Source organism: Acinetobacter baylyi DSM 14961 = CIP 107474 (genome assembly GCF_000368685.1).
Lineage (GTDB): Bacteria > Pseudomonadota > Gammaproteobacteria > Pseudomonadales > Moraxellaceae > Acinetobacter > Acinetobacter baylyi.
Genome location: NZ_KB849625.1, coordinates 260901 through 286776 on the forward strand (window position 1 = coordinate 260901; position 25876 = coordinate 286776).

Genomic DNA, 25876 nt, shown 5'->3' on the forward strand with positions numbered 1-25876 from the left:
CTCCTTAATAAGCCTGTGAAAGATCATGTGCAATGTTAGGGTATTGCTTTTGCAGCATGACGATAAATATTTGTCTGATTTCAGCTAAACGCTGGGGCGTATCCGCATCAAAACGCACAGTAAAATATTCACCCGTGTTGGATGCTCGAATAATGCCAAAACCGTCTTCAAAATCAAGACGGATACCATCAATTTTACTTAACTGTGCAGGTATATGTTGTGCAAACTGCTCTATATATTTTAAAACGACTTCTGGGTTCGCATGATGCGTACTAATATACAGATCTTCAGTAGAACAACGCTCAGGATAGGCTTGTAATAATTGAAAAATGGTTTGCTGTGGAGATTGGCTTAAATATTCGAGCAAGCGCAAAGCTGCATAAATGCCATCATCAAAACCAAAACCACGCCCGTCATTAAACACATAATGACCTGCATATTCGCCACCAAAAATCGCATGTCCTTGTGATTGAGCCAGATACTTGCGTAAAAAGCTGCTGCCAGTACGAATCATCTTAGGTGTGCCAGAACAGTTCAATACGGTATTTCGGACCATCGTTGAACATTTTACGTCAAATACAATTTCACGTGCGGGTAATGTTTGCAAGCATAAATGACTAAACAATGAAATGAGCCGATCTGCACTAATGATGTTGGTGTGTTCATCAATCACCACCAAACGGTCTCCGTCTCCATCAAGTGCAATTCCGATGTCAGCCCGCTGCAATATGATCTGCTGGCGCAAAGACTCAAGATGCTTTGCCTGAGAAGGATCAGGTGCATGATCTGGAAATTCACCATTTGCCTCGCAGCGCAGTGCAATCACGTCACATCCGAGTTTTTCGAGTAAAATTTTTGCACATTGACCTGCGGAACCATGTAAACCATCCAATACCACTTTAAAGGATCGGTTTAAATGAATATCTTGAAGGATCGTATCTTGATAAACATTAAAAAACTCGGTTTTGATTTGATGTGGTATTGCAGTACAAGATTGAAAATCTGACGCATCCACCCGAATCTGGGAAGCTGACCACCCTACTTGCTGAATCATCTCTGGTGATGGTGGTTCGTTATCAATGAGCCACTTAATGCCATTGTCTGATTTTGGGTTATGGCTGGCCGTGATCATCACTCCATTTCCTTCGTAGTGGCGTGCCGTGAAGTACATTAGGGGCGTAGAACAACACCCCATGTTGATCACCGTTAGACCACGTTGCTCAAATACAGACTGAATTAACTGTGCATAAGAGGGACTGGTTAAACGGGCATCATATCCAATAACGACACATGTTTGCTCTGCATCCAAATATTGAGATGCCAATCCATGAGCAATTGCAACGATCCGTTCAGGTGTCAATATATTCAGTTTTCCACGAATATCGTATGCACGAAAAATCTGAAACGGAAAAGCCTGCTTGATATCCATAAGTAAATTCTTCTTATGCCTATATTAGCAAAATAATAAAAATTGAAATAAGTACATGAAAACGCTTGAGGTAAAGTGGAAGGGAAATATTGCAAAACACAATCAAACATTTTTAATATAATTTTTTGTAACATTCAATTACTAATAAATAAATGTCTGTTAACACAGACATTTATTTTCAACAATTTGGCTTATTTCTGACCTGTGTGACCAAAGCCACCCGCACCACGATCGGTTGCTACAAATTCTTCAACCTGCTCAAATTCAGCCTGAATTACTGGAACCAGAACATACTGCGCTAAACGCTCACCTGGTTCCAGAGTAAAGGTGTTTTGACCACGATTCCAAACTGAAATCATCAGTTCACCCTGATAATCTGAATCAATTAATCCCACCAGATTGCCTAAAACAATACCATGCTTATGACCTAAACCTGAACGCGGCAAAATCAAACCAGCAAAGTTAGTATCATGAATATAAATCGCCATGCCTGTTTTGATTAAAACAGTTTGACCTGGTTCAATCTGAATGGCCTCATCCAGACAAGCACGAAGGTCTAGACCCGCAGAACCCGTAGTGGCATAAGAAGGCAAAGGCCATTCCTGACCTAAACGCTGATCTAAAATTTTAACTTGGACTTTCATTACAGTTCCTAATTGGTTTATCAATTATTTCTTTAATAACGCTTTTAAATTGGCTAAATACTGCTGAGCCTGCTCTTTCGGATCAACATTGCCTGCCAGCTTTTTCTTACGACCTAGCCATTCCAGCTCATCTTGAGGCAATTCATCCAGAAAGCGGCTTGGTGTCATTTGTTTCATTTGTCCGCCATTTTTACGTTGCTCGGCAAGCGTTAGAGTCAAGCCTTGACGCGCACGGGTAATTCCCACGTACATCAAGCGACGCTCTTCTTCAATCGTATCTGCTGCAATTGAGTTTTTGTGTGGCAACAACTCTTCCTCAAGCCCCATAATATAAACAAATGGAAACTCTAGACCTTTAGCTGCATGCAAAGTTAAAAGATTGACCTTATCGGTATCTTCTTCTTCCTGCTGTTGTTCCAGCATATCGAGCAAAACCAGCTTACGAATCACACTTTCAATATTTTTCTCATCGACATCTTCGGTACGATTTAACAGGTTTTGGATGCTGCTAAATAAACTCTCGATATTATCGAGCTTGGTTTTTTCTTGCGCAGGGGTTGCTGCCTGCTCACGGATATAATCAATATAGCCCGCTTCATTCATCATCTGACGCACCTTAGGCACAGGCTCGTCATCATCTAATAATTCACGGGTAAATGTGGTAATAAAATCTGCAAATTCATGTAATTGAGATGCAGCTTTTTTCGGAATCACCATACTCAAACGCTGGTCAGCGGCAGCAGCCAATAAAGATAAATGATTTTCTTGAGAAAATAGTCCAAGCTTTTCCAGTGTCACAGGTCCAATCGCGCGTTTAGGCGTATTAATAATACGCAAAAAAGCACTATCATCTTCTGGGTTAATAATCAAACGCAAATAACTCATAACGTCTTTGATTTCAGCCCGCGCAAAAAATGATTGTCCACCCGAAAGCTTATAAGGAATCTGCATCTGACGTAGCTGGGTTTCTAAAACTCGTGCCTGAAAGTTACCGCGATACAGTACTGCATAATCCTTCCAGTTTTTTCCATTCATCAGCTTATGAGTCATCAAATCCTTGACCACACGTTCAGACTCATCATCATCATTACGACAGGTAATAATCCGAATCACTTCACCATGCCCTTTGTCACTCCACAGCTTTTTATCAAAAATATGTGGATTGTTTTCAATAACGGCGTTGGCTGCTTTCAAAATTCGACTGGTCGAACGATAATTCTGTTCAAGCTTAATGACTTTTAAATTTGGAAAATCTTCTTTCAATAGCGCCATGTTTTCTGGTTTAGCACCACGCCAAGCGTAAATCGACTGGTCATCATCGCCTACCGCAGTAAACTGCCCCATCACCCCAACCAAGAGCTTAACTAAAATATACTGTGCTGTATTGGTGTCTTGATATTCATCCACCAATAAATAACGAGTACGGTTTTGCCACTTGTCACGTACTTCAGCATTTTCCTGAAGCAGCCGTGTAGGTAATACAATCAGGTCGTCAAAATCGACTGCATTGTAGGCACGCAAATTACGCTCATAGAGTTGATAGAGGTGTGCAAACTGAACGTCTTCAACGGTTTCACATGTTGAATGTGCTTGTTCGGGCACAATCAGATCATTTTTCCAGTCTGAAATCTTTTTCATGGCTTTGGCAATCAATTCTTTGCTTTCTGCACCTGAAAGATTGTCACGTTGCATCAAGTCCATCAGGATGCGTTTGCAGTCATCCGAATCCAAAATTGAAAAATTATTTTTCAGGGGTGTATGTTTAAGCTCTAATCTTAATAAATTCAGACCAAAGGTATGAAACGTTGAAACAGATAAACCTTTTGCATCTTCACGCGAAAGTAACTTAGCTACACGTTCTTTCATCTCACGTGCAGCTTTGTTGGTAAAGGTCATCGCGGTAATACGATGCGCAGGAATACGACATTGCTTGACTAAATATGCAATTTTTTGCGTGATAACGGAAGTTTTGCCTGAACCTGCTCCTGCAAGCACTAACAACGGTCCTTGAGTATATTTCATGGCTTCTTGTTGTTTGTCATTTAAATGACTGGCTGCAGACATAAGTATTCCTCTGATTGATCCGAGCATGATTATAGACATCTAACAGCAAGATGACTAATCGAAAACAAGGGATTTTACTCATAAAAAAACCACCCGAAGGTGGTTTTTGTAAATTCACGCGACGCTTATTGACGTTCGTAAATGCTAATCTCAACACGACGGTTTTGTTCACGACCCTGTGCTGTTGCATTTGAAGCAATTGGATTTGACGAACCGTAACCTTGGGCATTGATACGACTAGAAGAAACACCCTGTCCACTCAAGTAGTTTGCAACTGATTGCGCACGAGCTTGAGAAAGTGGAATATTAATTGAATCGTTACCAGTATTATCGGTATAACCTGTAACCAAAATCGCGCTCTTATTATCTTCAGCCAAAGTTTGTGCAACCTTGTTTAAAGTAGAATAGAAGTTTGGTTTGATATTCGATTTGTTGGTATCAAACGTAATGTTACCTGGCATCACCAAACCAACAGAACCATCTGGGTTACGGTTGACTTCTACACCAGTACCTGCCATTTGTTGACGTAATTTTTTCTCTTTCTGGTCAAGATACAAACCACTTGCACCACCAAGAATCGCACCAATTGCTGCGGCACGGTTATTTTGACGGCTAGAGTTTGCGCTAGACTTAGAGATACCATAACCCGCTGCTGCACCAATAAGTGTACCTAGAGCGGCTTTATCATACTCTACGCCACCCAAGTTGTTACCTGTTGTTTGGCAACCTGCAAGTGCTACCGCCGCCCCGACTACTGTTGTAATGACTAGTGCACGCATTGCATGCCTCCTCGTTTGTGTCTTTGTTGTCTATGATGAAAATGATGAAAGAAAAAAATAACTTAGACCATTGATTTTTTGTTAAGAATATCGATTTTAGTTACATTTTGTAATATTTAACGACTATACAATTGTGCAGTTCATCACATTTTATTCATTGTTTGATCAGATGACTTTTTTATTTGCAAAACACCGTCTATATTGATGACACCCTTATACCATCTCAAGATTCGATAGTCAGGACTTTTTTATGTCTACGCAAGCGAATAAGCAATCGGCGCTAAAAAAAATTACACGCGGACTGACTGTGGGCAGTGTGATTACAGGAAGTACATTTTTACATGGCCCTCCTGTTTTAGCTCTCGGCTTAACCAAACTTTTTAAAAAATCTCGTAAAGTCGATCAAACAAATATTCAGATCACCAATAGTTGGTTAAATGTCAATAACTGGTTAATCGACCATGTTTTACCTCATTTGGAATGGGATATCAGTATTGATGAACAGCTCGATTTAAGTATGCAAGGTCGTTATCTCATGACCTGTAACCATCAGAGCTGGGTAGATACCACGGTCAATCAATATTTTGGACTCACCCGTATGCCATTGACCCGCTTTTTTACTAAGTGGGAACTGATCTTTATTCCTTTTGTAGGACAAGCCTTTAAAATTCTGGGTTTCCCCATGATGAAACGGCATACCAAAGCACAAATTGAAAAAAATCCTGAACTTAAAACCCGGGACATGATTGAGGCACGTAAAGCCTGTGAGCAACTGTTAAGTCAGCCATTTACCTTACTCAATTATCTGGAAGGAACACGTTTCACTCAGGAAAAACATGATCAGCAAGCCTCGCCTTATCAGCATTTACTTAAACCTAAAGCGGGTGGCTTAGCACTCGCCCTTAATATTTTGGGTGACAAGATTGATGCTCTGGTGGATATGACTATTGTTTATCCAGATGGAAGTCCAGGTTATGGAGATTTCTGGTTAGGAGATGTATCAAAAATTGCGGTTAACCTGCGTAAAATTGATATTCCTGACTGGGTCTTAGGTGGCAATTACGAAGATGACGAAGAGTATCGTAAACGCTTCCAAGCTTGGGTCGATCAACTCTGGCTTGAAAAAGATCAACTCATCGGGCAAATGAAAGCCAAATACGCCGTTTCATCCTCTTAAGTTAGCCATTTTAACTATGCAGAACAGTTCAAAAAATCAGACTAAATATCATCACCTGGATCCAAATAGCTTGTCATTCAAGCTATTTTTGATCTATGACATTTTTATGGTCTTTATTATTATCTTTAACCTGTTCTGCTTATGTGCCAACTTTTTTTTGATGAGCAACATAGGCAGTTGGTTCTTTGATCATATCCGCCTAAATTTTGTCTTGGAGTTTTATAAAACCCATCTTCATCCTTGGGTAATTACGACAGAAGCATGGTTTATTGGCTTTTTGATTGTTGAACTTTTGGTTCGCTGGGCAATTTCAGTTGTATACAAACATCATCAGCGTTGGTTCTTTTTCCCATTTATTCATTGGTATGAAATATTAGCGATTATTCCACACTTGCGTTTTTTGCGATTATTTCGTGCAGGAATTGTGGCATACCGCTTATACGAGATGGGATATAAAATCATTCCCGCCTCATGGCTACAGCGTGGTCGTTTTTATTACCAAGTGATTATGGAAGAATTGTCCGACCGTGTTGTGATCACAGTGATTGATGGTATCAAACATGAACTTCAAACCAGTTCGACCCATAAAAAGATTTTGCATGACCTGGTTGATCATCACCGCAGCTTATTTGCGACAACGCTTGCCGAAATTTTGCAGGAAACACTGGCCACAGAACTTAAAGCTCAACAACCCATCATGTCTCAGCGTGTAGGTGAAATCGTCAATCAGGCAATTGAGGATACACCAGAGCTCACCCAGTTATTGCGTTTGATTCCGATTGTTGGTGGGCGTATAGAATCTCAAATACAGAGCATCGGTCAACGTCTGGGAGAAAATATTACCTCAGGACTGATTGATCCCTTTATTCAAGGCTCTGACACTGCACCTAATACAAATTATCAATTGATTGCGCAGCGTGTAAGCGAATTAAATATCGATAATCAACATCTCGAACAATTGGTTGAATCCATTGTCTTTGAAAGTATCGAAGCAATTCGCAAACAAGTGAAAATTAAACAGTGGCAAGAGATATTAAAACAACAAGATCAAGCTAAAGAATAAGCATATCGACTTTTTTTTAGGTTTTTACCTAGAGAATTCAGTTAATTTGTTCTAGCATCTGGTCTATTTACTCAATATAACTTCAACGTCCAACAACCCGTCAGAAGTTCTTAAGGAATAATTATGGCTGATATACGGATTACAGGCAGAATGGTTAATTTTACCCGATTAACCTTCGATACCAATGATCATGATGCCATCCGACAACAACTTACTTCTATTTTAAATGAAGGCTCGTATCAAGGTACAGTCGTCATTCTCGATAGTACAGTCGAGCAAGAATTAATTGCATTGATTCAATTGCTGATCAGTCTTGGCTTACAACCTATGGCTGTCATTGACGGTATTTTGAGTGACGAAGCAAAAGCGATTCAGTTTCCGGTGTTGCCAGCAGATCAGCCTCTACAACGTATCAAGGCATCCAAAGAAGAAATTACCGTCATTGCTACACCTAAAGCAGCAGATACAACTCCTGAAACAAAAACACCCATAACAAAAACAGCGATTGCACACAAAACCTCATACCATGATGAAATTTTGCGTACAGGACAATGCTTGGTGCAGGATCATGGCGATATTATTTTAAATGCTGGCATGAACAGTGGTTCTGAAGTAATTGCATCAGGTAATATTCATATTTATGGTAATGTTCGTGGTCGAATTATCGCTGGTGCTGGTGGTAATCCCTCTGCACGTATTTTCTGTCATGCACTGGAAGCTGAACTTGTTTCAATTGCTGGGACGTATTGTGTTGCAGAAGACATACCAAAAGATGTATTAAAGAAGTCTGTACATATTTATCTAAATGATAACCAAGAACTTGAATTTCGGGCGTTGGAATTTTAAGGTATAAATTAAGCACCTGAAAAGCCCGTAAAAAGCGGGTGTATGACCATAATAGGAGTGGATTCGGTGGCCAAAATTGTTGTCGTAACATCAGGCAAAGGTGGTGTAGGTAAAACTACTACAAGTGCATCTTTTGCAACAGGTTTAGCCCTACGTGGTCATAAAACTGTTGTGATTGATTTTGACGTAGGTTTACGTAATCTAGACCTCATCATGGGATGCGAGCGCCGTGTTGTTTATGATTTTGTCAATGTGATTAACAACGAAGCACGCTTACAGCAGGCTTTAATTCGCGATAAAGACATTGAAAATTTGTATATTTTACCTGCGTCACAAACACGTGATAAAGATGCCTTGACCGACGAAGGCGTCGCCCGTGTAATCGAAGAATTATCTCAAGAATTTGATTATATTATTTGTGACTCACCTGCGGGTATTGAGCGCGGTGCTATTTTAGCCATGTATCATGCAGATGAAGCGATTATTGTGACGAATCCAGAAATTTCTTCTGTACGTGACTCTGACCGTATTATTGGCATGCTAGATAGTAAAACTAAAAAAGTAGAGCAAAATGAAGGACGTGTGCGTAAACATTTATGTATTACGCGCTTCAACCCTGAACGTGCAGATCGTCAAGAAATGTTAACAATCGATGATATTTCTAAAGATATTTTGCGTATTCCAACGTTAGGTGTCATTCCAGAATGTCCTAGCGTATTACAAGCTTCAAACGAAGGAAAACCTGTAGTTCTTTATACAGAATCAAAATCAGGTCAGGCTTACGATGACCTTGTTGCGCGTTTCTTGGGAGAAGAACGTCCTTATCGACATATTACCGTTCAACCGAAAAGCTGGTTGGCACGATTATTTGGAGCATAAGCATGGCAGGATTCTGGAGCAAAATATTCGGTAATGATGAAAAGCCTTCGAGCGCCCAAACAGCCAAAGATCGTTTAAAAGTTATCGTGGCATCTGAGCAAGGTCTTGGGCGTCGTTTGAGTCAAGATAAAATTGATCAAATGAAAAAAGAGATCATGCAAGTGGTTAGTCGCTATGTACGCGGTGTGGATGAAGATCATATCCAGATGCAGGTAAGATCTGAGGCGAATATTGAAATGTTAGAAATGAATATCAATTTACCTGAAGAACGATAATTTCATTACTGATTAGTCAATAACCTAAAAATTAGGGCAAAATATGAGACTGGATCAGCAAAGCAACGCTTTGCCCAGTCGCAAGACGAGAAGCTATGCTTCGAGTGGACTGGATCAGTACTTTTTGCCCAGTCGCAAGACGAGAAGCTATGCTTCGAGTGGACTTGAATCACAACTCATTTCGTCTAAAAGATTCAATATCCTGTCTCAAATTTTACCCTTTTAATTTTTATGAGGAACGTGTTATGGCATTATCACAGCCAGCAACTTTCAACGAAGAATGGTCAGATGAGCGTGTGTTTGCCTACCTCAACCAACTTCCTCCTGAAGGTATAAATGCAGACTTTCATGTGCTGTATCATGCTTTTAAGCACATGCGCCCAACCGATTATGAGCGTTTACTCACTCAATTTGTTGCCAATGGTCGTGATGTTAATGCAATAAATCCAGAAGGTCAGCGTATTCATGACGTGATTGCTGAGTTTCCAAGACAACGTGAACCATTTTTGGAAGTCTTGGCAAAGTTTGCTTAAATACATTTGATAAAAAACCTGCATGATGCAGGTTTTTTATTATGGTCTAGACCAGTATTTCTCGTTTACCATTGGCGCCCATGGCACTCACTATGCCATTTTCTTCCATCTGGTCAATAATACGTGCTGCACGGTTATAGCCAAGGCTAAACTTGCGCTGCAAGGATGATGTCGATGCTTTTCGGGTTTCCAACACAAATGCCACACATTGGTCATAAAGCATATCCCGATCTGATGCCCCCTCACCACCGTCTTCAAAGCCTCGAGAAGTAGGCTCCTCATCAAATGGTGTCAGAATCTCATCGACATAGTTAGGTTCACCACGCTCACGCCATGCATCACAAATACGGTTCACCTCGTCATCACCGATAAATGCTCCATGCACACGCTCAGGCTCAATCTTTCCAGGCCCAAGGAAGAGCATATCACCATGACCTAACAGATCTTCTGCTCCACCTGCATCCAGAATGGTACGTGAATCAATTTTAGAGTTAACACGCAAAGCTACACGGGTTGGGATATTGGCTTTAATTAGACCTGTAATTACATCTACCGAAGGCCGTTGTGTTGCAAGTAATAGATGAATACCAGCAGCACGTGATTTTTGAGCCAAACGGGTGATCATTTCTTCGGCTTTTTTGCCCACCTGCATAATCATATCGGCAAATTCATCTGCCACAATCACAATTGATGGTAAAGGCTGCAAACGTGGCGCACGTTCTTGCGTAGCAGAATCACTTGGTTTCCAGGTTGGATCAATGAGATCTTCACCATTAGCAATGGCTTCTTCAACCTTACGATTATAATCAGCCAATTTACGAATCTTTAAAAATGACATGAGCTTATAGCGACGCTCCATTTCATTGACACACCAGTTGAGTGCACTGACAGCGTCTTTCATGTCTGTGACCACTGGGGTAAGCAAATGTGGAATATCGTTATAGTTGGCCAATTCAAGCTGTTTAGGATCAATCAAAATCAAACGTAGTTGATCGGGTGTGTACTTGAGTAGCATCGACAGGATCATCGAGTTTACTGCCACCGATTTACCTGAACCCGTTGTACCTGCAACTAGCATATGGGGTGCTTTACCTAAGTCAGTAATCACTGGATTACCAGAAATATCCTTACCCATTGCCATCGAAAGTAAACCAGCAGGATCTCTAAAAGATGCAGTTTCCAGAAGTTCGATCAAACGAACCATTTCACGCGAGCTGTTAGGTACCTCAATTCCGATATAAGGTTTACCAGGAATTACCTCGACTACGCGTACAGATGCCATCGACATAGAGCGTGCCAGATCACGCGAAATATTGGTGACTTTGGATGCTTTTACACCAGGCGCCAAATCAAGTTCAAAACGTGTAACAACAGGACCTGGCTGTGCTTCTACAACTTTCGCCTTAACATTAAACTCTTGTAACTTAATCTCAAGTAATTCAGATAACCGCTCTAACTGCTCAACCGTAAAATTGACTTTTTTATTTGGATCAACTTTATCCAGTAATTCTAAACCTGGTAAGGTTGGCAAATCACGACGTTTTTGTGCAACCTGCATGGCACGAGACATTGGTCGTCCAGATGCATCTGTTAAGGGTGCATCAAAATCAAAGTCATCTTCTACAGGTTTACCTGCAGTTTCTTGCCACGCTTCAATAAATTCTTCTTTAGAAAGTTTTTCCTGATCTTTTGCAGTTAATTCATTTGATGTGAAACTACGGTTCTGTGGCTGACCCGCATAGTGAGTGCTTGGATTTTCTTCGACAGTTTCAGTCAATAAATCACTCTGCTCTTCAGCTTCGTCTAAATTCGTCATATTTTTTGGTTGTAGTGTATTGGAAGACGCTTGCAGGGTTTGCTCAACTTGCTGAATCAAATGATCGGTATGATCTGGTGTTGTATCTTCACGATGTTCCACAAAAGGCGTATGAATATCGCTTCCTATTTTGGAGTTAGGCATCGCTGCCAATAACTCATCAAAAATCTGATCATCATTCCAATTTAGTTTGGCGGTATGATTATTCGGTTGCGTATGGTTCTGCTGTGCTTGTTGGGCTTTTAAATTGGCCAGAAGTTCATCCGATGTCATTGGCGTCACTGATGGCTCATTGTCATCAGCCGCTCTAAGTAAAGCATCTATTTCCTGCTTATGTGTTGAATCATCGGTTTGAAGTGCTTTCCATACTTCACCTGTCGGCACTAAACGTTTGGCTTCTTTTTCAAGTTGATGTGCTTTTTGAATCGTTTGCTCAAATGCTGGATCTTCTATTGACGTGTTTACCGCTTGAACCTGTTGTTGTGCATATTGTTCTTTTGCTACAACATCAGCAAAAAGTTTTTCTACCATCTCATCACTGACAAAGTTTTTCGTTGTGGTATCAAAAGCTTTTTGATCTGTACGAGTAGTTTGTTCAAGATGCTGATCATGTACTTGATCTTGATGATTTTGTTCGCTAGCCACCGTCGTTTTGCTAGTAGAAGCTGTTTTCTTTGGCTGTTCAGTTAAATCATAATCAGACTCGTTAGGAGAGACATTTTTATAGAATAAATCTTGTAAATATGCAGGTGTAGCTTTCAGTGTCGCCCAGGTACGATTCCATTGAATACCAAAAGCCAATGTGATTAGCAAAACCCAAAATGCGACTAAGAATAATGTCGCACCATAAATCGTCAACAATCCAGAAAGGCTTTGCCCCACTTCAAAACCAATAATACCGCCCGAAGCATTTTCTAGCGTGTCTGCAGGTACATTCCAGTACAGATACAATAATGTAGAGGTCGCAAGAATAATAAAAAATTGCGCAGCATAACGAAACGGTCGAGTTAAAAAGCTTCTAGGCCACCAGATCTGAATGGCTTCTATAAATAAAAAAATAGGAATCAGCAGACTTGCCCAACCTAAAAAGCCAAACATCAGATCGGCAATCCATGCACCAGCGACACCACTTGCATTGGACACATTTTGGGTGTCGCTCGAAATATGCATCCAGCCAGGATCGAAAGGCGTATAAGTCACAGTTGCGACAAATAGATAAATCCCGAACGAAACCAAAAATAATGTGATTAATAATCGCTGTGCATAAACACTCGACACCGCAGTCATATACTGTCCTGTAAAACCAGTTTCAATGAATTCATTTTTCTTTCGTTAGATTTGTGTATAAATCTACGAATTAATCCTTCTATTATGCACCTGTTCTGACAAAAATGATGCATGATTGTTTACGCTTGTTGTTAACACGGTGCAGGATTCATCTATATAGCCTAATTCGATTTAATTGATCAATATTATCAACATCAAATCACAGCCATTCCGCTTCAGTTTCACGTATAATTCTAAAAATTTCGATATAAATAAGGATACCTTTCATGAGCGCTCGTCACTCACGGTTAATTATCTTAGGTTCTGGTCCTGCAGGTTATAGCGCTGCTGTTTATGCAGCACGTGCAAATCTCAAGCCAACCCTGATTGCTGGTTTACAACTGGGTGGTCAGTTGACAACGACCACTGAAGTCGACAACTGGCCTGGTGATCCTGAAGGTTTAACTGGGCCTGCTCTGATGGAACGTATGCAAGCACATGCAGAACGTTTTGGTACAGAGATCGTTTACGATCACATCAATGAAGTCGACTTAAAAACCCGTCCTTTTGTTCTTAAAGGCGATATGGATGAATATACGTGTGACGCGCTCATTATTGCGACTGGTGCGACTGCACAATATTTAGGTTTAGAATCTGAAGCCGCCTTTATGGGTCAAGGTGTAAGTGCTTGTGCGACCTGTGATGGTTTTTTCTATAAAAACCAGAAAGTCATGGTTGTCGGTGGTGGTAATACTGCAGTTGAAGAAGCTTTGTATTTATCCAATATTGCCTCACATGTCACACTGGTGCATCGCCGTGATAGCTTGCGCTCTGAAAAAATCTTGCAAGATCATCTTTTTGCCAAAGAAAAAGAAGGCAAAATTAGCATCGTATGGAACCATCAAGTAGATGAAGTATTGGGTGACACTACTGGTGTAACTTCGGTACGTTTAAAATCGACTCAAGATGAATCAACTCAAACCATCGATGTACAAGGTTTATTTGTGGCTATTGGTCATAAACCAAATACAGAAATGTTTAAAGACCAACTTGAATTACGCGATGGTTATATTCAGGTACAAAGTGGAACCAAGGGAAATGCCACTGCAACTTCTGTAGCGGGTGTATTTGCTGCGGGTGATGTGGCCGATAACATCTATCGTCAGGCTATTACCTCTGCTGGTTCAGGTTGTATGGCAGCTTTGGACGCAGATTTTTATTTAGATAGCATCTAAATTTAATATTTATTCTCATCCTATAAAAAAGATCGGCTAAAATGAAGCCGATCTTTTTATATCTCCCCTGCCATGATTCTTCCATCGATGTATGTTTTTCCCGATCCACCCGAAGCAGATCCAGAAGGTCAGGGACTCATCTGTATTGGTGCAGACCTGGAACCTTCGACGCTATTCGAAGCTTATACGCACGGATTATTTCCTTGGTTCAATGAAGGTGATCCAATTTGTTGGTGGAGTCCAGAACCACGTTGTGTAATCTATCCAGAGCAGTATCAACCCAGTAAAACCTTAATTCGTAGTATGAAAAAGTACGATTATCAAATCACCATGAATCGCGCTTTTGAAAAAGTAATACGTTCGTGTGCATTACCACGTAACTACACCAATGAAACATGGATTTCAGAAGATATTGTACAAGGGTATGTGGAGTTATTTAAGGCAGGTTATGCTTATAGTGTAGAGGTATGGGAAAACGATCAATTGATTGGCGGTTTATATGGGGTAAATATTGGTAAAGGTTGTTTCGGCGAATCGATGTTTAGTTTGCGTACAGACACTTCAAAAATTGCATTTTACACACTAATGCTGATTGGACAGGAAAATCAGGTTCCTTGGGTGGACTGTCAATTGGTCAATGACCATCTAATTAGTCTGGGTGCCTGTACACTTTCTCGACAAGCCTACTTAAAATCGTTACAAGATGTAATTATTCAGCCCCCTATCAATTGGAAAAGATATCAAGAACGTGTATTTTCAAGTAAAAGAATTGCCCAAAATGCAAAACTAACCGAATGATAACAATGAGGGGGCTGTATCACAATGAAATCATACCAACCAAAGTCCCTTCTTAACGACTTACAATATTATATTACCCCACCACACGATTGCAGTTATCTAGATAATAAATCTGCACGTATGGTGTTTCTTGACCCTATCCATCGAATTGACGTGGTGACGCTTTCTGAACTTTCACGCGTCGGATTTCGCCGTAGTGGAGATTTCGTTTATCGTCCTGAATGTCATTTATGCCGCCAGTGTTTGTCCTGTCGCGTCCCTGTTCATGATTTCAACATGAATAGCCTGCAAAAAAAAGCATGGAAACGAAATCAGGACTTGCGTATGTCGATTGTGCCCACCCATGCGGCAACCTCTGTTCATTATCAGTTATATGAACGCTATATCAATGAACGTCATGCCGATGGTGATATGTTCCCACCGAGTCTAGATCAATTTGAAAAATTTCTGGTTCACAGTTGTACAGAAAGTTTTTTTCTTGAATTGTGGAAAGATGACCGTCTGATTTGTGTTTCAACATGTGATTTAATGGACGATGGTTTATCTGCGGTTTACACCTTTTTTGATCCTGATGAAAACCGTAGATCTTTAGGTGTTTTTGCAATTCTCAAACAGCTTGAATATGTAAAATCTATCGATCTGGATTATTTGTATCTTGGTTACTGGGTTCCACATTCACAAAAGATGAATTATAAATCACAATATATTCCTCTTGAACTATTGCTTGATGGTCAATGGCGTCGTCTTAACAGAGCCTTATCTCAAGAAGAAATATCTCAGCTTGGTGAATCACTGATGACAATTTTGCCATCTGAATGGAATAGTATGATTATTAAGTAACTATTTTTACTTAAAAAGATCTGCAAAGTTATCACTGCATGCTTTGACCATAATGATTGCATGCTCTCGTGTACCATCAGGATTAGGATAATAATGACGTCTTAAATCAATTTGATGGAAACCGCTTTTTTCATATAGTCCAACCGCAGATAAATTACTTTCTCTTACTTCCAAAAAAATTTGCACAGGATTATTTTTGAGCTGATTGATAGATTCTTCAAGTAACTTAAAACCAAGACCTCTTCCCTGCATATTGGGATGAATTGCCATCAGAAGCAGATTTGCTTCGTCCAATACAGGCTGTAGTATACAAAAGCCCACGACTTGCTTGTTCAATTCAATCACAGTCGCTTGATACGAATTTAAGGATTCTGCAAATTGTTGTTTTGACCATGGATGTGTCTGAACCATTGCCTCAATTTGAGTAACGATATCAATATCAGCAGCTTGCATATCACGAATCATAAAAGGTTCAGCATTACTAGAAATTTTGGTATCTCTATTATAGAAACTTCGAATAAAAAAACGAGTAAAAAGGACTTTTAAATAGACGGTATCACCAAACTTCGTCTATTAAAAAAAGAGCAGCTTAGCTGCTCTGCGCTAAAAATTTGTTTTTATAGACCGATTTTTGCTTTCCATGTTTTAAGAAGATCAATGGTATCCAAGTGGTTTGGATGAAACCCAGGCTTAAAATACGCCATCATTTCTTTTGCCATACCTGAAATAATCCCTTTGGATGGACTATAGCCATAGGTATATATCACTGACAATTCTTTCAAATTAAGTTTATTATCTTGTTTTAATAACCGTAGTACAAAGGATGATTGGATCAAAAAGATTAATGTCATTGCAAAGACAAGTGAGCTTGTTCGTAGAACATATGCCTTGGCACCTTTACCAAACACCCCTTCATATACATCATAAGCGACTGCTTTATGTTCATTTTCCTCAATCGCATGCCAATACCACATGGTTGACATGGTTTCATCTGTCATAAGTTCTTGGATATGTGTATTCACCAAAAGTTGAGATGCTATTGTTGCTGTAAAATGCTCAAGTGCTGTTGTTGCGGTTAGATCAACCATCTCCTGTGTCATCCCAAAAGGTTTGACAATTTTTGCAAAGGTTTTAAGTGATGTCTGAATGGCTTTATCAGTAAATTTTTCTAGTGTATGGACATCATGCCCATACTTCTGAGCCGATGCATTAAAATTAACATGTTCCTGGGTATGCATAGCTTCCTGACCAATGAAAGCACTAATTTCTTTTTGTAATGCTTCATCGTCTTTAATTGCTGGGTGATAACGTACTGCACGAACACTATCAATAAAAAATTTTTCGCCTGCTGGAAACAATGCAGACAGTGCAGTCATGAAATGAGTCAATCCAGCTGAACCATTCATCCAGTATTCGGGTACAGCATCAAAGTCAAAATTCATACGACGAACAGGAAAGCTTGCACCTGCACGATTCGAAATATTTACCTTAGCATTCATGCCAATTACTCCTCAATGACGCTAACGCCATTAACATTTATTGTTTATTTTCTTGATTGTCATGATACTGAATTAAGGAAAGGAGTTAAGTGCAGTTAAGGACACAGAATTATCAGTTTGGGTCATAACAATAGAAAAGATTAAACAAGTCCATTTCTTTGAAGGAGAAATTAAAGGGATTATTCTTAAATAAGTAATGTTTAAATGTAGATATAAAAAAAGCGCCCCAAGGGGACGCTTTTTTTTCGAGCACTGATTATGCAGTTACTTTCGCAACAACACCAGCACCTACAGTACGACCACCTTCACGGATCGCAAAACGTAGACCTGGGTCCATTGCGATTGGGTGGATCAATTCTACTGACATTTCAACGTTGTCACCTGGCATTACCATTTCAACGCCTTCTTTCAACTGGATTGCACCAGTTACGTCAGTGGTACGGAAATAGAACTGTGGACGGTAACCGTTAAGGAATGGAGTATGACGACCACCTTCTTCTTTAGAAAGTACGTATACTTCTGCGTCGAATTTAGTGTGCGGCTTGATTGTACCTGGTTTAGCAAGTACTTGACCACGTTGTACGTCTTCACGCTTAGTACCACGAAGAAGAACACCACAGTTCTCGCCCGCACGGCCTTCGTCAAGAAGTTTACGGAACATTTCAACGCCAGTTACTGTCGTAGTTTGAGTATCACGGATACCTACGATTTCAACTGATTCGCCCACTTTCACGATACCAGCTTCTACACGGCCAGTAACAACTGTACCACGACCAGAAATCGAGAATACATCTTCGATTGGCATCAAGAATGCTTTGTCGATTGCGCGCTCTGGTTCTGGGATGTAAGTGTCAAGTGCTTCTACAAGCGCAAGAACTGAAGACTCGCCATATTGACCAGCATCACCTTCTAACGCTTTAAGCGCAGAACCACGAATCACTGGAGTGTCGTCGCCTGGGAAGTCATAAGTAGAAAGAAGTTCACGAACTTCCATTTCTACAAGCTCAAGAAGCTCTTCGTCGTCTACAAGGTCGCATTTGTTCAAGAATACAACGATGTAAGGTACACCTACCTGACGAGAAAGAAGGATGTGCTCACGAGTTTGTGGCATAGGACCGTCAGTCGCAGCACAAACAAGGATCGCGCCGTCCATCTGAGCAGCACCAGTAATCATGTTTTTAACGTAGTCGGCGTGGCCCGGGCAGTCAACGTGCGCGTAGTGACGAATTGGAGAGTCGTATTCTACGTGTGAAGTATTAATGGTAATACCACGTGCTTTTTCTTCTGGAGCTGAGTCGATTTGTGAGTAATCTTTCGCTTCACCGCCGTAAGTTTTCGCACAGATTGTTGCGATCGCAGCAGTAAGAGTTGTTTTACCATGGTCAACGTGACCAATTGTGCCCACGTTTACGTGTGGTTTATTACGTTCAAACTTAGCCTTAGCCATGAGTTTTTCCTTTATAAACTGCTCATGAGGATCGCTCATGAGCGCTTGGTTTTTAACTAAAAATTAGTTTGGGCTTATAGTAATCGAAAGATTACTCGTCGTCACCTTTTTTACCGCCTGACTGGAATTTCGCGATAATGCCTTCTGCCACGTTACGTGGAGTTTCAGCATATTTAGCAAATTCCATAGAATATGTCGCACGACCTTGAGACATAGAACGCATTTGAGTCGCGTAACCAAACATCTCAGCAAGTGGAACTTCAGCCTTAATTGCTTTTGTTCCACCAGGAAGATCGTCCATACCCTGAACCATACCACGACGACGGTTTAAGTCACCCATGATATCGCCCATGTAATCTTCTGGAGTTTCTACTTCAACTTTCATGATCGGCTCAAGAAGAACAGGATCTGCTTTCATGAAACCATCACGGAAGGCGTAAGAACCAGCCATTTTGAATGACAATTCATCAGAGTCGACATCGTGGTAAGAACCATCAAATAATGTCGCTTTGATACCCACAACAGGGTAACCAGCCAATACACCATTCTTCATACGTTCTTGAATACCTTTGTCAACCGCACCAAAGAATTCTTTAGGTACAGTACCGCCGACAACTTCTTCAGCGAATTGGTATTCTTTACCAGCTTCTTCAACATCCATAGGCTCTAAACGAACATATACATGACCGAATTTACCTTTACCACCTGTTTGACGAACGAACTTACCTTCTTGTTCAACAGACTTTTTGATGGTTTCGCGGTAAGCAACCATTGGTTTACCAATGTTCGCTTCAACACCGAATTCACGCTTCATACGGTCAACGATGATGTCAAGGTGAAGTTCACCCATACCCGCAATAATGGTTTGACCAGATTCTTCGTCTGTACGAACGCGGAACGATGGATCTTCTTTTGCCAAACGACCTAAAGCAATTGACATTTTTTCTTGGTCAGCTTTAGTTTTTGGTTCAACAGCCAATGAAATTACTGGCTCTGGGAATTCCATACGCTCAAGGGTAATGATGTTTTTCTCATCACATAATGTATCACCCGTCGTAACGTCTTTAAGACCTACACACGCTGCGATATCACCTGCACGGATTTCATCAAGATCTTGACGTTCGTTCGCATGCATTTGCACGATACGACCGATACGTTCACGCTTAGATTTAACTGGGTTATAAACCGGATCACCTTGTTTAAGAACACCAGAATAAACACGTACGAATGTTAAGTTACCTACGAATTTGTCGTTCATGATTTTGAACGCTAACGCAGAGAACGGCGCTTCGTCAGATGCTTCACGAGACGCTTTAGTTTCGTCTTTGTCGTCAAGGATACCTTCGATCGCTTTAACTTCTGTAGGTGATGGCAAGAATTCAATTACAGCATCCAACATACGTTGAACACCTTTGTTCTTGAACGCAGAACCACAAAGCATTACTTGAATTTCAGAAGCTAATGTACGAGCACGTAAACCTGCAATGATCTCTTCTTTAGAAAGATCACCTTCTTCCAGGTACTTGTCCATTAATTCTTCAGATGCTTCAGCCGCAGCTTCAACCATTTTTGTACGCCATTCGTTAGACGTATCAACGAGGTCAGCTGGGATATCAGCATATTCGAACTTCATACCTTGAGATGCTTCATCCCAGATAATCGCTTTCATTTCGATCAGGTCAACAACACCTGCAAACGTATCTTCTGCACCGATTGGTACAACGATAGGTACAGGATTACCACCTAAACGAGTTTTAACTTGTTCAACAGCACGGAAGAAGTTTGCACCAGTACGGTCCATCTTGTTCACGAATGCTAAACGAGGCACTTTATATTTGTTTGCTTGACGCCATACAGTTTCAGACTGAGGTTGTACGCCACCAACTGCACAGTAAACCATGCACGCACCATCAAGAACACGCATAGAACGTTCAACTTCGATTGTGAAGTCCACGTGTCCCGGGGTGTCAATTACGTTGATACGGTGTTGTGCAAATTGGTTACCCATACCAGACCAGAAACAAGTTGTAGCAGCCGAGGTAATTGTAATACCGCGTTCTTGCTCTTGTTCCATCCAGTCCATTGTTGCTGCACCATCGTGTACTTCACCAATTTTGTGAGATACACCTGTGTAGAACAAAATACGTTCTGTTGTAGTTGTTTTACCTGCATCGATGTGAGCAGAAATACCGATGTTACGGTAATTACTAATTGGGGTTTGGCGGGCCATGATGTCTACATTCCTAAATGTTATATTTAAAACAGGACGCATCAATCAAATTGATGCGCACAAATATCCAAACAGACAACCTAAATACCCGCAAAGCTCCCACTTTGATAAAGAGCAATGTTGAATCGAGCTGCTGTACGCATGAATATTCTCCTGATGAGGGACTGTTTTATCCGCTTAGAAACGGTAGTGAGAGAAGGCTTTGTTGGCTTCAGCCATACGATGCACATCTTCACGTTTTTTGATTGCTGCACCTTTACCTTCAGCTGCATCAAGCAACTCACCAGCAAGACGTAAAGCCATCGTTTTTTCAGAACGCTTAGCAGCAGCATCTACTAACCAACGCATAGCTAGGGCAGTACGACGGGATGGGCGTACTTCCATAGGTACTTGATAAGTAGCACCACCAACACGGCGTGCTTTTACTTCAACCATAGGACGAACTTTTTCAAGCGTAGCTTCAAAAAATTCTACTGGGTCTACTTTATTTTTTTCTTGAACACGTTCTAAAGCACCGTAAACGATACCTTCAGCAACAGACTTTTTACCGTCTTGCATAACATGGTTCATGAATTTAGCGATTGTTTGGCTGCTGAATTTAGGATCTGGAAGGATCTCACGAGCAGCGACTACGCGACGTCTTGGCATTTTAAAACTACCTATAAATATGACACTTCAGGATGATCCAGCAGATTGTGCAAGTGTCATGCACGCTACGCTGGCCTTACTATACGTCGCTTGAATTTCAAACACTTAGGAATTCAAACAAGCGAAACGCTAAAGGATTGCGGCATTCAACAACTAAGAATTATTTCTTAGGACGTTTAGTACCATATTTAGAACGAGACTGGTTACGATCTTTAACACCAGCACAGTCTAAAGAACCACGAACGGTATGGTAACGTACACCTGGTAAGTCTTTAACACGACCACCACGGATAAGAACAACACTGTGCTCTTGTAGGTTATGACCTTCACCACCGATGTAGCTAGATACTTCAAAACCAGAAGTCAAGCGAACACGGCAAACCTTACGCATAGCTGAGTTAGGTTTTTTAGGTGTAGTGGTATAAACACGTGTACAAACACCACGACGTTGTGGACAAGCCTTCAACGCAGGAACTTTGGATTTTTCAACCAAAGTTGTGCGACCCTTACGGATCAACTGATTTGTTGTTGCCATATGGCAATTCTCCCGTTAATTAAAAACCTCAAAAAGAAAACACCTCTTTTTGAGGGCATGCAATTGTAAGCCAAGATACAAGAATGGTCAACATCGGCATCATTAGCAAATGTTGACCAGCCCTTGGATTGCACATCTTTTTAAGCGGTAGAAAATAACCTGTTTTGTTTAAGTTTTTATGACATTACGGTGTTTTAGGTTTAGGTGTACGTTTACGTCTTGGTTTGACTTCTGGAGGCTGTTGCTCATCAAATGCTTGAATTTCGGCACCTTCCTCCTCAGTAGTCTCTTTTAAGGCAGGTTGCTGAGGTGTTGTATCTGGATGTGGTTCCACATATTGATCAGCTAGTGATTCAAGTTTTTCCTGAACACCTTGATCAACCTCAGACTCAGTAGGCGCAGGCTTTGCTACTTTTTTTCGTACTCTAACCTTTGCAACCACAGGATTTTCTTCTGAAGTAGGCGTTACAGCAGCAGAATTTTCGGTATTTTGCTCAATCTGTGCAACTTTCATCTGCGGTGCAGAAGATGACTGGAATAATCTGGCCTCTGCATGATATGCATCTAGTGCATTCAGATGCTCATCTGGATGCTCAAGCAAATAATGTCTTGCCCCACCAAAAATCGCTTGGGCCTTATGTCCAGCATCCTCTATTAGTTTCCAGCTATATATGCCGCTAAGTGCAGCACCCGCTACAGGAGTAAGCTTACCAATCGCACCAAAACGTGATACACCATTTAACCAACTAAATTTCGGTTGTCCTTGCTCATCCAGAAACCATTTTTTTAATACTTCGGCATCATTACTCGACCCTAGAAACTGCTGTAATTGAGAAATGTCATGGGTTTGTAGCATATTTTTTAAGGTTTTGAGTGCCAATAACAATGTCTGTTTTTCAGCGACAAGACCAAGATCAATTTCTTTAAATACAAACGCTACAACCTGCTGTTCATTTTTTAGCTCAAAACCATGGGCATGCCCTGTTTGATAAATCGTGCGCAATGCCAAAAGTAGGGATAATGGAACATCTATAGCCGCCCCGATAACACCTGCAGCACCACTGATTGAGCCTTGTGCAATAGCAATGAGTTTGTTTTGCTCAATAAAAGCCTGACTCAAACGCTGAGAACGATCTGGATTCTTTTTGAGTTCATCAATTGATTTTGCACCTGCTTCCTCCAAAACACGCCCGACCGAACTGGTTTGCGCTGTAAAATCGTTGAGTCGATCAAATAAGTAATCTGCAATTTTATTTTGAAAATCAGGAGATACAAAATTTGCCACACTATAAACACGATTGTAATGACGCCCCAAAAGCTGATGCGAAACTTTGGGTAAATGCTGACGAAGCATTTGTTGAGGACTATCAAATTTTTCTATTTCAAAAGCGCCCTTGGTTTCGACATGCCCTTCAACGGTACGTGCTTGATCTACAGCAGAATTCATTTTAGCAATTGTGCCGGGTGCAACATGGTTTAAAGCATCTAAACCCGTGAAGCTGAGCTTTTTAGCCACTCCAAACGCCGTAGAGAGCAGACTCTGGGTTTGATTATTATTAGAATTAGTCATCAAGTACCTCTATATTTTGTTTCTTACGTTTAATGCTAAATACTAGGTGGAGTACGGATTTATCTCAACTTTAATCTGTTTCTTTTGGTTAATCCTTGTAGGTATGTCACTTCATGTAACATGATCTGCTGTAAACATTAATACATATAAGATTTGCCATAAGAATTAAAAAATCATTCTGTTATCATGAATACAATCTCAAACAATGAGTCACACGATGTTTCGTTTCGCCTTACCTTGCGCGTAAAGGACGACGTATTTATTCAGACTCAAGACTATCACCAATAAGGGATCTCTAAATGAAACGTGTTGTAATCACTGGTATGGGTATCAACTCATGTATTGGTAACACTTTAGAAGATGTAACGCATTCACTTCAAAATGGAATCTCGGGCACACGTTTTAACCCAACTTATGCAGAACTCAACTTCAAAAGTCATGTGAGTGCTGCAGCAGAACAAAATTTTGACAATATTGATCGCAAATTAAAACGGTTTATGGGCGTATGTGCAATGTACGCTTACAACTCAGCAGTCGCTGCAGTTGAACATGCAGGCTTAACAGCAGCAGACCTTGAAGGTAATCCTCGCTACGGTATCGTAGGCGGAAGTGGTGGTGGTTCTACCGCATCTGTTGTAGAAATGCAGGAATTACTTGAAACCAAAGGTGCGCGTAAAGTCGGTCCTTTCTTTGTACCCCGTAACATGACCAATACCATTACTGCAAACGTAGGCGTAGCATTCAAGTTACAGGGTGTTTCACATTCTATTGCCAGCGCGTGTGCAACTTCTGCTGATGCAATTGGTTATGCTTATAATTTAATCCAGCTAGGCAAACAAGATCTTATCTTGGCAGGTGGTGGTGAAGAAGACCACTGGTCACAAAGCTTATTGTTTGATGCCATGGGCGCGTTGTGCTCAAAATACAACGATACACCTGAAACTGCATCTCGCCCTTACTCTAAAGACCGCGATGGTTTCGTCATCGCAGGTGGTGGTGGTTTCTTGGTACTTGAGTCACTTGAACATGCTCAAGCACGCGGTGCCAACATTCTGGCTGAGATTGTAGCTTATGCTGCAAATGCCGATGGTGCAGACATGGTTGCACCAAGTGGTGAAGGCGCAACTCGCTGTATCCTCATGGCGCTTGAAGAAGCCAAGCAACATGGTGTTGATTCTCTAGATTATGTCAACACACATGGTACATCGACTCCTGCTGGTGATATCACCGAGCTTAAAGCCATGGAACGTGCATTTGGTGAAGGTAAAGTTCCTGCTTTTAGTTCTACCAAATCTATGACAGGCCATAGCTTGGGTGCTGCGGGTGTTCATGAAGCGATTTATTCTGTGTTAATGCTTCAAAATGAATTTATTGCACCAAACATCAATGTGACTGAACTCGATGAAGGCGCTAAAGGTTTTGATATTGTTTTAGAAAAACGTGATACAAAACTCAATGCTGTAATGAGCAACAGCTTTGGTTTTGGCGGCGTAAATGCATGCTTGATCTTCAAAAAATGGGATCAATAATTTCTTTTTAAAGCTTTAAAGCATTTTTTAAAAGATACATCCATTACAAATAAGCGGATATATATTTCCGCTTATTTTTTAATTTAGGTTTTAACTCTGCCCGATGATTTATAGCATCCTATTCAATACAAACCCGCATGGTTTTAGCTCAGAAAACAGGCATCTTAATTCAGCACATGATCTGCAATGCTTCTGTGCAAGCACTTGAAAAATCTGACTCAACACTAAATACTGTGTTCATCTAAACTCATGATCGCATCGAGATATGCTGTGTGTTGCAATTATCTCGAGTTCATTGTCTCTATTTAAGGATTTGTAATGGATGCACCTTCTGATGCTTTCTTATGGGTAAAAGCATTACATATTATTGCCGTAGTATGTTGGTTTGCTGCCTTATTCTATTTACCTCGACTCTATGTTTACCATGCCATGAGTGAGGATGACACTAGTCATCGTCGTTTTGAAGTCATGGAGCGTAAACTTTATCGTGGGATTATGTGGCCTTCTATGATTGCGACACTGATCACTGCTCATTTTTTGGTAGATTGGGGCGATGCAACACGACATTATCATGAAGCACTCTGGTTTTATATCAAAGTCGGATTGGTGGGACTTTTAGTTATCTATCATTTTGTTTGCGGCTACTACCGTAAAAAACTGATTGGCAATGCCCATTATAAATCACACAAATTCTGGCGTTATTTTAATGAAATGCCGACACTGATTTTATTTGCAGTCGTGATCCTGGTCGTGGTCAAACCACAATTTTAAAGC

General features: G+C 40.7%; 23 protein-coding genes. 11 read left to right on the forward strand and 12 right to left on the reverse strand.

Annotated elements, in window-relative coordinates; translation table 11 throughout:
* Positions 1-4: 4 nt before the first annotated feature.
* The 4 genes from F952_RS03150 to F952_RS03165 all read right to left on the reverse strand — a co-directional run bounded on the left by F952_RS03150 (position 5) and on the right by F952_RS03165 (position 4916).
* The gene (locus tag F952_RS03150; protein WP_004922074.1) at positions 5-1429 is read right to left on the reverse strand and encodes a phosphomannomutase/phosphoglucomutase; all 1425 of its coding nucleotides are present in this window, start codon (positions 1427-1429) and stop codon (positions 5-7) included.
* 191 nt (positions 1430-1620) lie between these two features.
* Positions 1621-2073 carry a dUTP diphosphatase gene (dut, locus tag F952_RS03155; protein ID WP_004922077.1) on the reverse strand — a complete coding sequence of 151 codons (453 nt, stop codon included), beginning with the start codon at positions 2071-2073 and terminating at the stop codon, positions 1621-1623.
* 24 nt (positions 2074-2097) lie between these two features.
* Positions 2098-4137 carry a UvrD-helicase domain-containing protein gene (locus F952_RS03160; protein ID WP_004922078.1) on the reverse strand — a complete coding sequence of 680 codons (2040 nt, stop codon included), beginning with the start codon at positions 4135-4137 and terminating at the stop codon, positions 2098-2100.
* 125 nt (positions 4138-4262) lie between these two features.
* On the reverse strand, positions 4263-4916 hold the full coding sequence (locus F952_RS03165; RefSeq protein WP_004922081.1) for a YiaD family glycine zipper/OmpA-like lipoprotein: 654 nt from the start codon (positions 4914-4916) through the stop codon (positions 4263-4265).
* 250 nt (positions 4917-5166) lie between these two features.
* On the opposite strand from F952_RS03165, the gene F952_RS03170 reads away from it, so the two are divergent.
* The 6 genes from F952_RS03170 (at position 5167) to F952_RS03195 (ending at position 9689) form a co-directional block, all read left to right on the forward strand.
* The gene (locus tag F952_RS03170; RefSeq protein ID WP_004922085.1) at positions 5167-6093 is read left to right on the forward strand and encodes an acyltransferase; all 927 of its coding nucleotides are present in this window, start codon (positions 5167-5169) and stop codon (positions 6091-6093) included.
* Between the two features lie 16 nt (positions 6094-6109).
* The gene (locus tag F952_RS03175; protein WP_004922088.1) at positions 6110-7156 is read left to right on the forward strand and encodes a hypothetical protein; all 1047 of its coding nucleotides are present in this window, start codon (positions 6110-6112) and stop codon (positions 7154-7156) included.
* Between the two features lie 123 nt (positions 7157-7279).
* The gene (minC, locus tag F952_RS03180; RefSeq protein ID WP_004922091.1) at positions 7280-8002 is read left to right on the forward strand and encodes a septum site-determining protein MinC; all 723 of its coding nucleotides are present in this window, start codon (positions 7280-7282) and stop codon (positions 8000-8002) included.
* 66 nt (positions 8003-8068) lie between these two features.
* Positions 8069-8881 carry a septum site-determining protein MinD gene (gene minD / locus F952_RS03185; protein WP_004922093.1) on the forward strand — a complete coding sequence of 271 codons (813 nt, stop codon included), beginning with the start codon at positions 8069-8071 and terminating at the stop codon, positions 8879-8881.
* Positions 8882-8883: 2 nt separating this feature from the next.
* Positions 8884-9156, forward strand: coding sequence for a cell division topological specificity factor MinE (gene minE / locus F952_RS03190; protein ID WP_004922096.1), 273 nt, complete (start codon positions 8884-8886; stop codon positions 9154-9156).
* 245 nt (positions 9157-9401) lie between these two features.
* Positions 9402-9689: a PA4642 family protein gene (locus F952_RS03195; protein WP_004922099.1), complete on the forward strand. Its 288-nt coding sequence runs from the start codon at positions 9402-9404 to the stop codon at positions 9687-9689.
* Between the two features lie 46 nt (positions 9690-9735).
* On the opposite strand, the gene F952_RS03200 is transcribed toward F952_RS03195, so the two are convergent.
* The gene (locus F952_RS03200; RefSeq protein WP_004922102.1) at positions 9736-12792 is read right to left on the reverse strand and encodes a DNA translocase FtsK; all 3057 of its coding nucleotides are present in this window, start codon (positions 12790-12792) and stop codon (positions 9736-9738) included.
* Between the two features lie 266 nt (positions 12793-13058).
* Between F952_RS03200 and trxB the strand changes: the two genes are divergently transcribed.
* The 3 genes from trxB to F952_RS03215 all read left to right on the forward strand — a co-directional run bounded on the left by trxB (position 13059) and on the right by F952_RS03215 (position 15644).
* Positions 13059-14006: a thioredoxin-disulfide reductase gene (trxB, locus tag F952_RS03205; protein WP_004922106.1), complete on the forward strand. Its 948-nt coding sequence runs from the start codon at positions 13059-13061 to the stop codon at positions 14004-14006.
* 72 nt (positions 14007-14078) lie between these two features.
* Complete coding sequence (gene aat, locus F952_RS03210; RefSeq protein ID WP_004922107.1) at positions 14079-14804, forward strand: leucyl/phenylalanyl-tRNA--protein transferase; 726 nt, start codon at positions 14079-14081, stop codon at positions 14802-14804.
* Positions 14805-14828: 24 nt separating this feature from the next.
* A complete protein-coding gene (locus tag F952_RS03215) occupies positions 14829-15644 on the forward strand; it encodes an arginyltransferase (RefSeq protein WP_004922110.1) in 816 nt (271 codons plus the stop codon).
* 6 nt (positions 15645-15650) lie between these two features.
* Here the strand turns inward: F952_RS03215 and rimI are convergent, their stop codons facing one another.
* The 7 genes from rimI to F952_RS03250 form a co-directional block, all read right to left on the reverse strand.
* Entirely contained in the window at positions 15651-16109 is a 459-nt protein-coding gene (gene rimI / locus F952_RS03220; protein WP_004922113.1) for a ribosomal protein S18-alanine N-acetyltransferase, read from the reverse strand.
* Positions 16110-16261: 152 nt separating this feature from the next.
* On the reverse strand, positions 16262-17143 hold the full coding sequence (locus tag F952_RS03225; protein ID WP_004922115.1) for a metal-dependent hydrolase: 882 nt from the start codon (positions 17141-17143) through the stop codon (positions 16262-16264).
* 256 nt (positions 17144-17399) lie between these two features.
* The gene (tuf, locus tag F952_RS03230; RefSeq protein WP_004922118.1) at positions 17400-18590 is read right to left on the reverse strand and encodes an elongation factor Tu; all 1191 of its coding nucleotides are present in this window, start codon (positions 18588-18590) and stop codon (positions 17400-17402) included.
* A 91-nt stretch (positions 18591-18681) separates the two neighbouring features.
* Positions 18682-20820 (reverse strand): elongation factor G, encoded by a 2139-nt coding sequence (fusA, locus tag F952_RS03235; protein WP_004922119.1) that lies wholly within the window; start codon positions 20818-20820, stop codon positions 18682-18684.
* A gap of 177 nt (positions 20821-20997) precedes the next feature.
* On the reverse strand, positions 20998-21468 hold the full coding sequence (gene rpsG, locus F952_RS03240; protein ID WP_004750610.1) for a 30S ribosomal protein S7: 471 nt from the start codon (positions 21466-21468) through the stop codon (positions 20998-21000).
* 160 nt (positions 21469-21628) lie between these two features.
* A complete protein-coding gene (gene rpsL, locus F952_RS03245) occupies positions 21629-22003 on the reverse strand; it encodes a 30S ribosomal protein S12 (RefSeq protein WP_002050319.1) in 375 nt (124 codons plus the stop codon).
* Between the two features lie 184 nt (positions 22004-22187).
* Positions 22188-23573 carry an EcsC family protein gene (locus tag F952_RS03250; RefSeq protein WP_004922123.1) on the reverse strand — a complete coding sequence of 462 codons (1386 nt, stop codon included), beginning with the start codon at positions 23571-23573 and terminating at the stop codon, positions 22188-22190.
* 299 nt (positions 23574-23872) lie between these two features.
* Between F952_RS03250 and F952_RS03255 the strand changes: the two genes are divergently transcribed.
* Both F952_RS03255 and hemJ read left to right on the forward strand, forming a co-directional pair.
* Positions 23873-25102 (forward strand): beta-ketoacyl synthase N-terminal-like domain-containing protein, encoded by a 1230-nt coding sequence (locus F952_RS03255; protein WP_004922125.1) that lies wholly within the window; start codon positions 23873-23875, stop codon positions 25100-25102.
* 318 nt (positions 25103-25420) lie between these two features.
* Positions 25421-25873: a protoporphyrinogen oxidase HemJ gene (gene hemJ / locus F952_RS03260; protein WP_004922129.1), complete on the forward strand. Its 453-nt coding sequence runs from the start codon at positions 25421-25423 to the stop codon at positions 25871-25873.
* Positions 25874-25876 lie beyond the last annotated feature (3 nt).